The sequence below is a fragment of the Streptomyces sp. NPDC002566 genome (genome assembly GCF_042889585.1).
In the GTDB taxonomy this organism is placed as follows: domain Bacteria; phylum Actinomycetota; class Actinomycetes; order Streptomycetales; family Streptomycetaceae; genus Streptomyces.
In genome coordinates this window covers 59219-72107 of record NZ_JBIARD010000013.1, presented here as the reverse complement: position 1 = coordinate 72107, position 12889 = coordinate 59219, and the positions used below count along the sequence as shown (strand labels likewise).

At 74.5% G+C, this 12889-nt stretch carries 12 protein-coding genes and 1 pseudogene; 8 read left to right on the top strand and 5 right to left on the bottom strand.

From position 1 onward, the window contains the following. The first annotated feature begins 47 nt into the window (after positions 1-47). Positions 48-614, top strand: a complete 567-nt coding sequence (locus ACFYXA_RS34265; protein WP_352247803.1) for an XRE family transcriptional regulator — start codon at positions 48-50, stop codon at positions 612-614. Next, positions 614-1333 (top strand): helical backbone metal receptor, encoded by a 720-nt coding sequence (locus tag ACFYXA_RS34260; protein WP_389040371.1) that lies wholly within the window; start codon positions 614-616, stop codon positions 1331-1333. Before ACFYXA_RS34265 ends, ACFYXA_RS34260 begins: the two co-directional genes overlap by 1 nt. On the opposite strand, the gene ACFYXA_RS34255 is transcribed toward ACFYXA_RS34260, so the two are convergent. Then, positions 1245-2372 (bottom strand): TDT family transporter, encoded by a 1128-nt coding sequence (locus ACFYXA_RS34255; RefSeq protein ID WP_389040368.1) that lies wholly within the window; start codon positions 2370-2372, stop codon positions 1245-1247. The genes ACFYXA_RS34260 and ACFYXA_RS34255 overlap by 89 nt on opposite strands. Positions 2373-2439: 67 nt before the next feature. On the opposite strand from ACFYXA_RS34255, the gene ACFYXA_RS34250 reads away from it, so the two are divergent. After that, positions 2440-3396 carry a LysR substrate-binding domain-containing protein gene (locus ACFYXA_RS34250; RefSeq protein WP_351336492.1) on the top strand — a complete coding sequence of 319 codons (957 nt, stop codon included), beginning with the start codon at positions 2440-2442 and terminating at the stop codon, positions 3394-3396. Between the two features lie 10 nt (positions 3397-3406). Here the strand turns inward: ACFYXA_RS34250 and ACFYXA_RS34245 are convergent, their stop codons facing one another. From ACFYXA_RS34245 to ACFYXA_RS34235, 3 genes are all read right to left on the bottom strand, one after another. Beyond that, positions 3407-4102, bottom strand: a complete 696-nt coding sequence (locus ACFYXA_RS34245; RefSeq protein ID WP_389040364.1) for a gamma-glutamyl-gamma-aminobutyrate hydrolase family protein — start codon at positions 4100-4102, stop codon at positions 3407-3409. Positions 4103-4119: 17 nt separating this feature from the next. After that, entirely contained in the window at positions 4120-5565 is a 1446-nt protein-coding gene (gene eat / locus ACFYXA_RS34240) for an ethanolamine permease (RefSeq protein ID WP_352247799.1), read from the bottom strand. Between the two features lie 217 nt (positions 5566-5782). Continuing rightward, the gene (locus ACFYXA_RS34235) at positions 5783-6517 is read right to left on the bottom strand and encodes an FCD domain-containing protein (RefSeq protein WP_352247798.1); all 735 of its coding nucleotides are present in this window, start codon (positions 6515-6517) and stop codon (positions 5783-5785) included. A 119-nt stretch (positions 6518-6636) separates the two neighbouring features. On the opposite strand from ACFYXA_RS34235, the gene ACFYXA_RS34230 reads away from it, so the two are divergent. Genes ACFYXA_RS34230 through ACFYXA_RS34220 form a run of 3 tightly spaced genes read left to right on the top strand, consistent with a single transcriptional unit; the run spans position 6637 to position 10174 of the window. Beyond that, positions 6637-7995: a glutamine synthetase family protein gene (locus ACFYXA_RS34230; RefSeq protein ID WP_389040359.1), complete on the top strand. Its 1359-nt coding sequence runs from the start codon at positions 6637-6639 to the stop codon at positions 7993-7995. An 11-nt stretch (positions 7996-8006) separates the two neighbouring features. Next, positions 8007-9386, top strand: a complete 1380-nt coding sequence (locus tag ACFYXA_RS34225; protein ID WP_389040356.1) for an aldehyde dehydrogenase family protein — start codon at positions 8007-8009, stop codon at positions 9384-9386. Further along, complete coding sequence (locus ACFYXA_RS34220; RefSeq protein ID WP_352247795.1) at positions 9383-10174, top strand: 3-oxoacyl-ACP reductase; 792 nt, start codon at positions 9383-9385, stop codon at positions 10172-10174. The genes ACFYXA_RS34225 and ACFYXA_RS34220 overlap by 4 nt, the downstream gene beginning before the upstream one ends. Positions 10175-10181: 7 nt before the next feature. On the opposite strand, the gene ACFYXA_RS34215 is transcribed toward ACFYXA_RS34220, so the two are convergent. Next, entirely contained in the window at positions 10182-11384 is a 1203-nt protein-coding gene (locus ACFYXA_RS34215) for an amino acid deaminase/aldolase (protein ID WP_389040352.1), read from the bottom strand. 433 nt (positions 11385-11817) lie between these two features. On the opposite strand from ACFYXA_RS34215, the gene ACFYXA_RS34210 reads away from it, so the two are divergent. Beyond that, positions 11818-12057: a hypothetical protein gene (locus tag ACFYXA_RS34210; protein ID WP_389040349.1), complete on the top strand. Its 240-nt coding sequence runs from the start codon at positions 11818-11820 to the stop codon at positions 12055-12057. 388 nt (positions 12058-12445) lie between these two features. Beyond that, a pseudogene (locus ACFYXA_RS34205) lies at positions 12446-12889 on the top strand (hypothetical protein); the annotation flags it as partial.

Sequence of the window (12889 nt, the reverse complement as noted above, 5' to 3'; positions counted from 1 at the left end):
GCCACACGGGGTAGTCGGAGCGACGGGCGAAGGAGGGAGCCGGGGCCATGGGCGACCACAAGGAACAGCCCCTGCGGGTGGGCGCGGCCGTCCGGCGACGACGCCGGTCCCTGGACCTCACCCTCGCCGTCGTGGCCGAGCGCAGCGGCCTGTCCGTCCCGTTCCTCAGCCAGATCGAGAACGACCGGGCGCGGCCCAGCACCAGTTCCCTGGAGAAGGTCGCCGACGCCCTGCGTACGACGGCCGTCGAACTTCTCGCCGCCGCCGACCCGGCCTGCAGCGTCGACGTCGTCCGCGCCGAGCTGACGGATCCCGGCCCCGAGCCGAACAGCCGGTCCCTCGTGCGCGGCCACCACCAGATGCACGCCAGCGAGTACACCGGCGGCCATGAGGCCGGCCGCGAGTTCCAGTACCGCAACGACCAGTTGATGTACGTGGCGGACGGGGCCGTGGAGATCGAGGCGGAGGGCCGCGCCTACCGTCTCGGCCGGGGCGACACCCTGTACCTCACCGGCGGGGTCCGCCACCGCTGGCGGGCGACCGTCGCGGACACCCGGGTGGTCGTCGTCGCGGTCGCCGAGCACATCGAGGCGGTCCGGAACCGGAAGCGGTAGTGCGGGTCGTCTCCCTGGTGCCGTCGCTCACGGAGGCGGTCGCCGTCTCCCTGCCCGGCGCCCTGGCCGGCGCCACCGACTGGTGCACGCACCCGGCGGACCTCGACGTCCCCCGGCTGGGCGGCACCAAGAACCCCCGTGTCGACGAGATCGTCGCCCTCGCCCCCGACCTGGTCGTCGCCAACGAGGAGGAGAACCGGGGACCCGACCTCGCCGCACTGCGCGCCGCCGGCGTGCAGGTGCTGGTCACCGAGGTGCGGGACGTGCCGCAGGCCTTCCGCGAACTGGAGCGGGTGCTGCACGCGTGCGGGGCGCGCGGCCGTCCGCGCTGGCTGGACGAGGCCGAGGCGGCGTGGGCCGCCGTCGAGCCCGGCGCGCCCCGCAGAAGTGCCGTGGTGCCGATCTGGCGCCGCCCGTGGATGGTCCTGGGCCGGGACACCTTCGCCGGGGACGTCCTGGCCCGCTTGGGCGTCGACCACCTTTACGCCTCCCACGCCGACCGCTACCCGAAGGTCCCCCTGGAGGAGCTGCGGGCCGCCGCCCCCGACCTGGTCGTCCTGCCCGACGAGCCCTACCGCTTCACCCCGGGCGACGGACCTGAGGCCTTCCCCGGCCTGCCCTGCGCGCTCGTCAGCGGACGGCTCCTGACGTGGTACGGGCCGTCGCTCGCCGTCGCACCACGGGAGCTGGCCTCGGCGCTGCGAGCAGCCCGCCCCTGACCAGGGCGATGACCGTGCGCACGGCGACGAGGGCCCACACGCCGACCAGCACGACGTACAGCCCCGCCGCCGCAGTGGCGAACCCCGCGAGCCCGGTGTGCCGGGCCAGCGCCGCCGCCCCCGTCACACAGGTGCCGACGGGGAAGGTGAACGCCCACCACGTCATCGCGAAACCCATTCCCTGCCCACGGGCGCGTGCCGCGCGGACGGCGGCCAGGCACAGCCACAGCAGCGCGAGGCCCATCACGGGCACCCCGTACCCGACGGCGGCCGGCGCCGCCACGCGCGCGTGGGGCTCGGACACCACCCCGGGCGCGACGTCGGCGAACTGCCCGACGGCCGTGGTGGACTGGCCGAGCGGCCCGAGGACGAGGAACAGGGTCGGCGTGAGCGCGAGGGGCAGCGGTCCGCCGCTGACCAGCCGGCCGAGGACGACCGGCAGCAGGGCGAGCGTGGCCGGCAGGCTCAGCGCGAACAGCGCGCAGCACACGACGAGGAGCGCCGCACGGGGCGGCCCGGCCGGCAGGTGCGGCACGAGCGCCGGCCCCGACGCGGCCGGTACCAGCGGCGCCACCAGCGGCAGCAGCCACACCGGTGTGGCCTCGTGCCGCCGCACCCGGTGGCGTACGGCCATCAGGTACGGCACGGCGACGGCGACCGTGAGTGCGGCGAGCGTGCCGGCGGTGAACAGTGCGGCGTCGAGGGCGAGTGCCGCCGGGGTTCCGATCCAGTCCCGGCCGACCGCGAGGGCGCCGCTGCCGACGGCGACCAGCGCCATCGCCGGGCAGCCGTAGAAGGGGGCGATGGCCGGGTCGTGAAGGTGCGCGCGGACCTGGTCGCGGTGGTGGCGCCGGTGCAGGGAGCGGGCGGCCAGGAGGGTGGCCAGCAGGGCGAGGGACAGTGCCCAGACGGCCGTGCAGAACGGGCGCAGGCCCGGGAGGGGGTGGGGGAGCGAGGCGCCGGCGGTGGCGACGATCGCGGTGCCCATGACCGTGGCGTACCAGTTCGGGCCGAGGTGGCGGACGGAGGTGATCACCATTGAACGGTCGCTCGTGCGGGCGTTCGCGACCAGGGAGGACGGACCTATGAGCACATAAACTGGGCTTATGAGCAGTGGTGCGGGCAGCGGGACGGGGGACGGCGAGCGGGGCGGGAGCGGTGCCGGGGGCGCGGGGTCGCTCGCGCACCGGGTTCCCGATCTCGGGGCGCTGGAGCTGCTGTTGGCGGTGGCCAGGGTGGGCAGCCTCGGGGCGGCGGCGCGTGAGCTGGGCATCACCCAGCCGGCCGCGAGCAGCCGGGTCCGGTCCATGGAACGGCAGCTCGGGGTGGCCCTGGTGGACCGGTCGCCGCGCGGGTCGACCCTCACCGACGCCGGGGCGCTGGTCACCGACTGGGCGCGGCGGATCGTCGAGGCGGCGGAGGCCTTCGACGCGGGGGCGCAGGCCCTGCGGGACCGGCGCGACTCGCGGCTCAGGGTGGCGGCGAGCATGACCATCGCGGAGTACCTGCTGCCCGGCTGGCTTCTCGCGCTGCGCGCGCAGCGGCCGGACACGGCGGTGTCGCTGCACGCGGGGAACTCCGCGGGGGTGGCGGAGCGGGTGCTCACGGGGGAGGCCGACCTGGGCTTCGTGGAGGGTCTCACGGTGTCGTCGGGGCTCGACTCGGCGGTCATCGCCCATGACCGCCTGATCGTGGTGGTCGCCCCCGGTCATCCGTGGGCGCGCCGTCGACGGCCGCTGGCGGCGGGGGAGTTGGCGTCCACGCCGTTGATCCTGCGGGAGAAGGGGTCGGGGACGCGGCAGGTGCTGGACGCGGCGCTCGGGGGGCTGGCGCGGCCGTTGATCGAGCTGTCCTCGACGACGGCGGTGAAGGCGGCGGCGGTCAGCGGGGCGGGCCCTGCGGTGCTGAGCGAGCTGGCGGTGGGGGAGGAGCTGGGGATGCGGCGCTTGGTGAGTGTGCCGGTGGAGTCGGTGGTGCTGGCGCGGGAGCTGCGGGCGGTGTGGCCCACGGGGCATCGGCCCGCGGGGCCGGCGCGGGAACTGCTGTCCCTGACACGGGGGTAGCGGCGGGACTTCACTGCACGGTGCCGGATGCCGCCTCGATCAGGCCCTGCATCACCCTCAGGTCCTGGCCCATCTCCGGGTGCCATTGGACTCCCAGGACCCAGCCACGGGACGGCGGCAGTTCCACCGCCTCCACCGTGCCGTCCGCCGCGTGGGCCGACGGGATCAGGTCGGCGCCCAGGCGGTCCACCGCCTGGTGGTGGAAGGTGGGGACGGTCGTCTCCTCCGGGACGAGGGAGGCGTAGCGCGTGCCGGGGACCGGTTTCACCGGGTGCTCGCCGAAGACGCCCACGGTCTCGGCGTGGCCGTCGAGATGCTGGACGAGGGTGCCGCCGGCGGCGACGTTCAGCAGCTGCATGCCGCGGCAGATGCCGAGCAGAGGGGTGCCGGCGGCCAGGGCGGCGTGGATCAGGGCGAGCTCCCACGCGTCGCGGCGCGGCGCGGGCGGGCCGCAGCGCGGGGAGCGTTCGGCGCCGTAGTGCACCGGGTCGACGTCCGGTCCGCCCGCGATGACGAGGCCGTCCAGGCGGGCGACGGCCTCGGCGGCGTGGGCCGGGTCGTCGGGCGGCAGCATCGCGGCGAGGCCGCCCGAGGCCTGCACCAGGCGGGGGTATCCGACCGGCAGCAGGGCCGCCTCCAGCTCCCAGACGCCCCAGCGGGCGCCGGGCTCCAGGTACGTGCTCACACCGATCAGCGGCCTCGCCATGCTCACTCCCACGTCTCTCAGTCCCGGGTCAACTCTGCCTCGGCCGCGGCCAGCGCCGCGAACTCCTCCTCCGGCGCCTTCGCCACCAGCCGCTTGCGGCTGTAGAGCGCGAAGTAGGCCGCGGCCACCGCGTACACCGTCAGCGCGATGAGCGCGGCCGTCACGTCGACGAGGAACGTGGCGACCAGCGCCGAGCACGCGAGGACCAGCGCGACCGAGGAGGTCAGCACCCCGCCCGGGGTGCGGTACGGCCGCTCCAGCCCCGGTTCGCGGCGACGCAGCACGATGTGCGACAGGGACATCAGCGCGTAGCTGATCGTGGCGCCGAAGACGGCGATGTTCAGCATCCGGCCGCCGTCGCCGGTGCCGGCGGCCAGGGCGAAGCCGATCGTGCCCGGGACCAGCAGGCCCAGGTACGGCGCCTTGCGGCCGCTGGTCAGCGACAGGAAGCGGGGCAGGTAGCCGGCCCGGGAGAGCGCGAACAGCTGTCGGGAGCCGGCGTAGATCAGCGAGAAGAACGAGGCGACCAGGCCGGCCAGCCCCGCGTAGTTCACGAAGCGGCTGAGCGCCGTGGCCTTCCCGTCCGGCTGGAGCGCCTCGACCAGCGGGTTGCCGGCCGCCTGGACGGCGTCGGAGCCGCGCGCCCCGGCCGCGGCGAAGAAGGTGACCACGGCCAGCACCACGAGGACGCCCATCGACCAGCGGATGGCCTTGGGCAGTGCGCGGGCCGGGTCCTTGGTCTCCTCGGCGGCGAGCGGCACGCCCTCCACGCCGAGGAAGAACCACATGCCGAACGGGAACGCCGCCCAGATGCCGAGCAGTCCCATGGGCAGCCAGGAGTTCGCGCCGAAGGCGGAGGTGTCGACCGGGATGTCGTCGAGGGAGGAGGCGTCGAAGCCGGGCAGCGCGCCCAGGGCGAACACGATGAGGGCGAAGACCGCGATGCCGGTGACGACGAAGCTGAACCGCAGGGCCTCGCCGACGCCCCACAGGTGGATGCCGATGAAGATCGCGAAGCAGGCGAGGTAGACGGGCCAGCCCGACTCCAGGCCGAACAGGCCGAGCGACTCGACGTAGTCGCCGATGAAGATCACGATGGCGGCCGGGGCGAGGACGTACTCGATGAGGATGGCCGTGCCGGTCAGGAAGCCGCCCCACGGGCCGAGAGCCCGGCGGGCGAAGCCGTAACCGCCGCCGGCCGTGGGCAGGATCGCGGACAGTTCGGCCAGGGCGAAGACCATGCAGGCGTACATGGTGCCCATGAGCACCGTGGCGATCGCGAGACCGCCGAAGCCGCCTTCGGCGAGGCCGAGGTTCCAGCCGGAGAAGTCGCCGGAGACGACGTAGGCGACGCCGAGGCCGGTGAGGAGCACCCAGCCGGCGCTGCCGCGACGCAGCGCTCGGCGCTCCAGATAGTCGTCCGCCTCCTCGGCGGGGCTGGTGGGCGTGGATTCCAGGGACATGACGCGACTCCCCACGGGCGGTGGACGAACGCAGCGGTGGACGAACGCAAGGGAACTCAGGACTGCGCAGGGGACCTCAGGCCAAGGCGCCGGAAGGCATGCGAACCAAGGGAACCCAATGGAATGGATGCATACCTTTGCGGTCCGGGGGCCGGATGGCAATACCCCTGCGTGAAACCCGCGTAAAACCCACGCGTCCGCCGCCCACCCCCGCCGCTCACCCCAGGAAGCCGCGCAGCAGCGCCGCCGTGCCCGCGCAGTGCTCGCGCATCATCTCCCGCGCCCCGTCCGCGTCCCCGTCGAGCACGGCCTCCACGATCGCGGTGTGCTGGCGCTGGGAGTGCTCCAGGTTGCGCACCAGCAGCGGGATGCAGTCCAGCAGGTCGTTGACGCTCGCCCGGACCGCCGCGTACCGGGCCGTCAGCGACGGCGACCCGCACAGATCCGCGAGCGTGAGGTGCAGCAGCGTGTCCTGGCGGCGGTAGTCGGCGAGCGGCGCGTCGTGCGTGCGGGCCAGCGCGTCACGCAGCCGGGCCGCCTGCTCGTCGTCCAGGCCGTGCGCCGCGCACAGCCCGGCCGCCCCCACCTCCAGCACCTCCCGGAAGCGCAGGACGTCCTCGACGTCGATCCGCTCGATCCGCCGCCGCAGCTCGTCCTCGCCGCCCCCGTCGGCCCGGGGCAGCACGAACGTGCCGCCGTAGCGCCCGCGCCGCGCCTCCACCAGGCCCTGGTCCTGAAGCACCTTCAGCACCTCGCGCAGCGTCACCCGGCTGATCCCGAGCCGCTCCGCCAGCTCCCGCTCCGCCGGCAGCCGCTCCCCGGCCGGCACCAGGCCCAGCCGGACGACCTGGAGGATCTGCTCCAGCGCCTCCTCGAAGCCGTTGCCCGCCCGCACGGGCCGCAGCACCGGCGTCAGCCGGTCCTCCGCACCGCCCTCCGCGTCCAGAGCCATGTGGCCGCGCCCCCTTCCCAAACAATGGTTCTCGGCAATACCTTATGGCTCTCGGCCCGGCCGGAGAAGTGCGCGGCGGCCCGAAGGACAGCGCGCAGCAGCCCGAAGGAGGCCCTCCCGTGGCAGACCGCACACCCCCGCTCAGCGTCGAGGAACTGCACGCCCTCGTCGCCGGCGGCGAGATCGACACTGTCGTCCTGGCCTTCCCCGACATGCAGGGCAGACTCCAGGGCAAGCGGTTCGCCGCCCGCTTCTTCCTCGACGAAGTGCTCCACCACGGCACGGAGGGCTGCAACTACCTCCTCGCCGTCGACGCCGAGATGAACACCGTCGACGGCTACGAGATGTCCTCCTGGGACCGCGGCTACGGCGACTTCGCCATGCGCCCCGACCTGAGCACCCTGCGCCGGGTGCCCTGGAACGAGGGCACCGCCCTGCTCATCGCCGACCTCGCTTGGGACGACGGCGCCCCGGTCGCCGCCGCCCCCCGCCAGATCCTGCGCCGCCAGCTGGAACGCCTCGCCGGACTCGGCTACACCGCCCAGGTCGGCACCGAGCTGGAGTTCATCGTCTTCAAGGACACCTACGAACAGGCCTGGGACGCCAACTACCGGGGCCTCACCCCGGCCAACCAGTACAACATCGACTACTCCGTCCTCGGCACCGGCCGCATCGAACCCCTGCTGCGCCGGATCAGGAACGAGATGCAGGCCGCCGGCCTCACCGTCGAGTCCGCCAAGGGCGAGTGCAACCCCGGCCAGCACGAGATCGCCTTCCGCTACGACGAAGCCCTGGTCACCTGCGACCAGCACGCCGTCTACAAGACCGGCGCCAAGGAGATCGCCGCCCAGGAGGGCGTGTCGCTCACCTTCATGGCCAAGTACAACGAGCGGGAGGGCAACTCCTGCCACATCCACCTCTCCCTCGCCGACGCGTCCGGCGACAACGCGATGGCCGGACCCGACGGCATGTCCGACGTCATGCGGCACTTCCTCGCCGGCCAGCTCGCCGCCCTGCGCGACTTCTCCCTGCTGTACGCGCCCAACATCAACTCCTACAAGCGGTTCCAGCCCGGCTCCTTCGCGCCCACCGCCGTCGCCTGGGGCCACGACAACCGCACCTGCGCCCTCCGCGTCGTCGGCCACGGCCGCTCCCTGCGGTTCGAGAACCGGCTCCCCGGCGGCGACGTCAACCCGCACCTCGCCGTCGCCGGCCTCGTCGCGGCCGGCCTGTACGGCATCGAGCAGAAACTCGAACTGCCCGAGCCCTGCCCGGGCAACGCCTACACCGCCGAATACGCCCACGTGCCCACCACCCTGCGCGAGGCCGCCGAACTGTGGGCCAACAGCCCCATCGCCAAAGCGGCCTTCGGCGACGAGACGGTCGCCCACTACGCCAACATGGCGCGCGTCGAACTGGCCGCCTTCGACGCCGCGGTCACCGACTGGGAGCTGCGCCGCTCCTTCGAACGCATGTGAGAGGTCCAGCCTTGTCGTACGAGCACGAACTCCAGGTCCTCAACCCGGCCACGGAGGAGGTCATCGCCACCGTCCCCGCCGCGAGCGCCGGCGACGTCGACGCGGCGGTCGCCCGCGCCGCCCGGGCCCAGAGCACGTGGGCCGCGCTCCCGCCGGCCGACCGCGCCCGGCTGCTGCGCCGGTTCGCCGCCACCGTGGACGCCCACCTGGAGGAACTGGCCCTGCTGGAGGTCCGCGAGGCCGGACACACCCTCGGCAACGCCCGCTGGGAGGCCGGCAACGTCCGCGACCTGCTGGACTACGCGGCCGGCGGAGTGGAACGCCTCACCGGCCGGCAGATCCCCGTCGCCGGCGGCATCGACGTCACGTTCCTCGAACCCCTCGGCGTCGTCGCCGTGATCGCCCCGTGGAACTTCCCCATGCCCATCGCGGCCTGGGGTACCGCCCCCGCCCTCGCCGCCGGCAACGCGGTGCTCCTCAAACCCGCCGAGACCACCCCGCTCACCGCGCTGCGCCTGGCCGAACTCGCCCTGGACGCGGGCCTGCCCGAGCACCTCTTCCAGGTGCTGCCCGGCGCGGGACCCGTCGCCGGCGACGCCCTCGTCGAACACCCCGGCGTCGCCAAGATCGTGTTCACCGGGTCGACGGCCGTCGGCAAACAGGTCCTGGCCAAGGGCTCTGCCCAGCTCAAGCGCGTCACCCTCGAACTCGGCGGCAAGAGCCCCAACATCGTCTTCGCCGACGCCGACATCGAGGCCGCCGCGGCCGCCGCCCCCATGTCCTTCCTCGACAACTCCGGCCAGGACTGCTGCGCCCGCACCCGCATCCTCGTCCAGCGGTCCGTCCACGACCGCTTCCTCGAACTCCTCGCCCCCGCCGTCGAGTCCGTCCGCGTCGGCGACCCCGCCGACGAGAACACCCAGATGGGCCCGTTGATCTCCCGGACCCAGCTCGACCGCGTCCGCGGCTACGTCGATCCCGGCGCCGAGGGCATCCGCGGCAAGGCGCCCGAGGGCCCCGGCTTCTGGTTCCCGCCCACCGTCCTCACCGGCGTCCCCGCCGACGCGCCGGTGGCCGTGGAGGAGGTCTTCGGACCCGTCGCCGTGGTCCTGCCGTTCGAGGACGAGGCGGACGCCGTCCGCCTCGCCAACGACACCCCCTACGGCCTCTCCGGCTCCCTCTGGACCCGGGACGTCGGGCGCGCGCTGCGCGTCTCGCAGGCCGTCCGCGCGGGCAACCTGTCCGTCAACTCCCATTCCAGCGTGCGCTATTCGACCCCGTTCGGCGGCTTCAAGCAGTCAGGCGTCGGCCGTGAACTCGGACCCGACGCGCTCGCCGCCTTCACCGAAACGAAGAACGTCTTCATCAGCACGGAGGGCCCCGCACAGTGAGCTCATCGACCGCACAGCACACCTGCCGCCGCCTGGTCGGCCGTACCGCCGTCGTCACCGGAGCCGGCAGCGGCATCGGCCTCGCCGCCGCCCGCCGCCTCGCCTCCGAAGGCGCGCACGTCGTCTGCGCCGACGTGGACGAGACCCGCGGCAAGAGCGCCGCCGAGGAGGTCGGCGGGATCTTCGTGAAGGTCGACGTCACCGACCCCGAGCAGGTCGAGGCCCTGTTCAGGACCGCCTACGACACCTACGGCAGCGTCGACGTCGCCTTCAACAACGCGGGCATCTCCCCGCCCGACGACGACTCCATCCTGGAGACCGGCCTGGAGGCCTGGAAGCGCGTCCAGGAGGTCAACCTCACCTCCGTCTACCTGTGCTGCAAGGCCGCCATCCCCTACATGCGGCGCCAGGGCAGGGGCTCCATCATCAACACCGCGTCCTTCGTGGCCCGGATGGGCGCCGCGACCTCCCAGATCTCCTACACCGCGTCCAAGGGCGGCGTCCTCGCCATGTCCCGTGAACTCGGCGTGCAGTTCGCCCGGGAGGGCATCCGCGTCAACGCGCTGTGCCCCGGCCCGGTCAACACCCCGCTGCTGCAGGAGCTGTTCGCCAAGGACCCCGAGCGCGCGGCCCGCCGCCTCGTCCACATCCCCGTCGGACGGTTCGCCGAGGCCGAGGAGATCGCCGCCGCCGTCGCCTTCCTGGCCAGCGACGACTCCTCGTTCGTCAACGCCACCGACTTCCTGGTCGACGGCGGCATCTCCGGCGCCTACGTCACGCCCGTGTAGGCACGCCCTACAGGAACGTGTGGCCCTCACCCCGGTAGGTGGGGGCCGTCGCCGTCACCTCGTCGCCCTCGATCAGGTGCAGCTCGTCGAACCGCTCGCACAGCTCGCCGGCCTTCGCGTGCCGGAACCACACCTTGTCGCCGATCAGCAGATCGTCCGCCGGGGAGCCCAGCAGCGGGGTCTGCACCTCGCCCGGGCCTTCCTGCGGGTCGTAGCGCAGCCCCTCCGGCAGGTACGGCACCGGCAGCCGGTCGCGGCCGGCGGCGCCCGACGCCGGGTAGCCGCCGCCGAGGACGGTCACGACCCCCACGCCCGGCCTGCGCACGACGGGCTGGGCGAACAGCGCCGCCGGACGGCCCGTGAACGACGTGTAGTTGTCGAACAGCCGCGGCACGTACAGCCCGGAGCCCGCCGCGATCTCCGTCACCGCGTCCTCGGCCGCCGTGTGCTGCACACTGCCCGTGCCGCCGCCGTTGACGTACTCCAGATCCGGCGCCACGGCCCGCACCGCGCGCACCACCGCGGCGCGCCGCTCGGCGAGCTCACGCCGGGCGGTCGCCTGCATCAGCCGGATCGCCCGCGAGCGCAGCGGCCGGCCGGCCAGCGAGTCGCCGACGCCCGCGATGTGCCCCTCGTACGCCATCACACCCACCAGCCGGAAACCCGGCCGCCGGGCCACCGCCCGCGCCAGATCGGCCACTTGGGCGGGGGAGTGCAGCGGGGAGCGCAGCGCGCCGACCCGCACCCGGCCGCCGAGCAGCTTCAGCGAGGTGTCCAACTCCAGGCAGACACGCACCACTTCGCGGCCGCCGGCCCGCGCCGCGTCGATCAGGTCGAGCTGGGCCACGTCGTCGACCATCACGGTGACGGCGGCGGTCAGTTTGGGATCGCCGGCGAGTTCCGCGAAACCGGCCCGGTCGGCGGAGGGGTAGGCGAGCAGGATGTCCTCGAATCCCGACCGCGCCAGCCACAGGGACTCGGCCAGGGTGAACGACATGATCCCCGCGAAGCCGTCCCTCGCGAGGACACGCTCCAGCAGCGTGCGGCAGCGGACGGACTTGCTGGCCACCCGGATCGGCTTCCCGCCCGCCCGGCGGACCAGGTCGTCCGCGTTGGCGTCGAAGGCGTCCAGGTCGACGATCGCGAGAGGGGCTTGGAGATGGGCGGTGGCCCGGTCGTAACGGGCCCGGTCGGCGGCGCGCGCAGTCATGAACGCAGCCTGCCAGACCGGATTACCGCAGGGTAGGGGGACGATCCGGGCAGATGCCCCCGGGGTCGCCGACTGGTTCCCGCTACCGCGGCAACTAGCCGTAGAGTGACGCGCACGTACGGGGAGACGGCTCCGGCCGGAGACCCCGTGCCGGGATGCCGGCCCACCCGTGCGGGTATGCCTGCCCGGGACGGACCAGCCACGTCCGCCGCCGGGCCCGCGCGGGCACGAGAACCGCCCGAGCGGAGCGACGGCGGCCGGGTGGACGACGGCGGCCGCGCGCAGTGACGGCGGCCGGGCGCAGTGACGGCGGCCGGGCGCAGTGACGGCGGCCGGGCGGAACACCGGCGGCCGAGTGGATGTACGACGGTTCGAGCGGACGTGACGGCGGCCCGAGCGGGAGAACGACGGCCCTGGCACGAGGAAACGGGGGGTGCATGAGCACGGAAGCACGCCGCGCCACGATCCCCCCACGGCCCACCGCACCCCCGCCCCCGAGCGCGCCTCCGCCCCCCACCGCGCCCCCACGCCCGACAGCCCCACCCCGCCCGAACCGCCCCCCGACGGCCACGACCACCGGGACGACGGCCACCGGGGCGACGGCGACCGGGACGACGCCGCCGGCCCCCCAGACGCCGCCACGGCCGACCCACGCCACGGATCCGGCCCCTGAGGCCACGCCTCAGCGGCCCGCGACCGGGGCCGCGCCCGGCACCGTGAACCCTGAGCGGCCCGCCGCCGGGGCCGCGACCGGCACCGCGACCCCTGAGCGGCCCGCCGCCGGGCCCTCCGTCGGAAACGGGACCGGGCCGTTGCCCCCGCAGCGCTCCGCCGCGCCCGCCCGGCCGGGCACCCCGCCTCCGCCCCTGCCGTCCTCAGCCCCTCCGGCCCCCAAGTCCCCTGTGACCGGCGGCCGTTCCGGCACGCCCCCGGAGGGCGGCTCCCTCGGCGCCGTGAAGCCCCCGACAGGGGACGCCGCACCCTCGACGGAACGCAAGGCTCCGCCCGACCGACTCGCCCCACCCGCCCCGCACTTGCGGGCCCCCCAGCCCACGGACTCCATGACCCCGCCCCCACCGCCGCCCCCGGCCTCGGCCCGCTTCCCGGACGCTCCCCCCTCGGGCACCGGCGGCTGGACGCCCCCGCCCGCGCGCAACCCCGAGTCCCGGCCCGCCGCGGCCGACGCCGATGCCCCCGGCTCGACGGAGGTTCCGCCCGCGCGTCCGACCGCTGCCCGCCCGGTACGCCTGGAGACCATCCGCCCCGCCCGCACGGACGACGTCCGCACCTCCGACGACGACCGGGGTTCGCCCGCCGCGGGAGCCGACAGCCCCGCCCGCCCGGGCGTCACCCGCCCGGCCCGCCTGGAGAACCCCCGCTCCTCGTCGCCGGCAGGCGGCGCGGAGGGTGCCCGCGCCCCGGGGGCGAGACCGTCCCGCTCGGACGCGACCCGCACGGCCGGCCCGGAGGGTGCGGCCGCGCCCCACGCGGACGGTGCCCGCCCC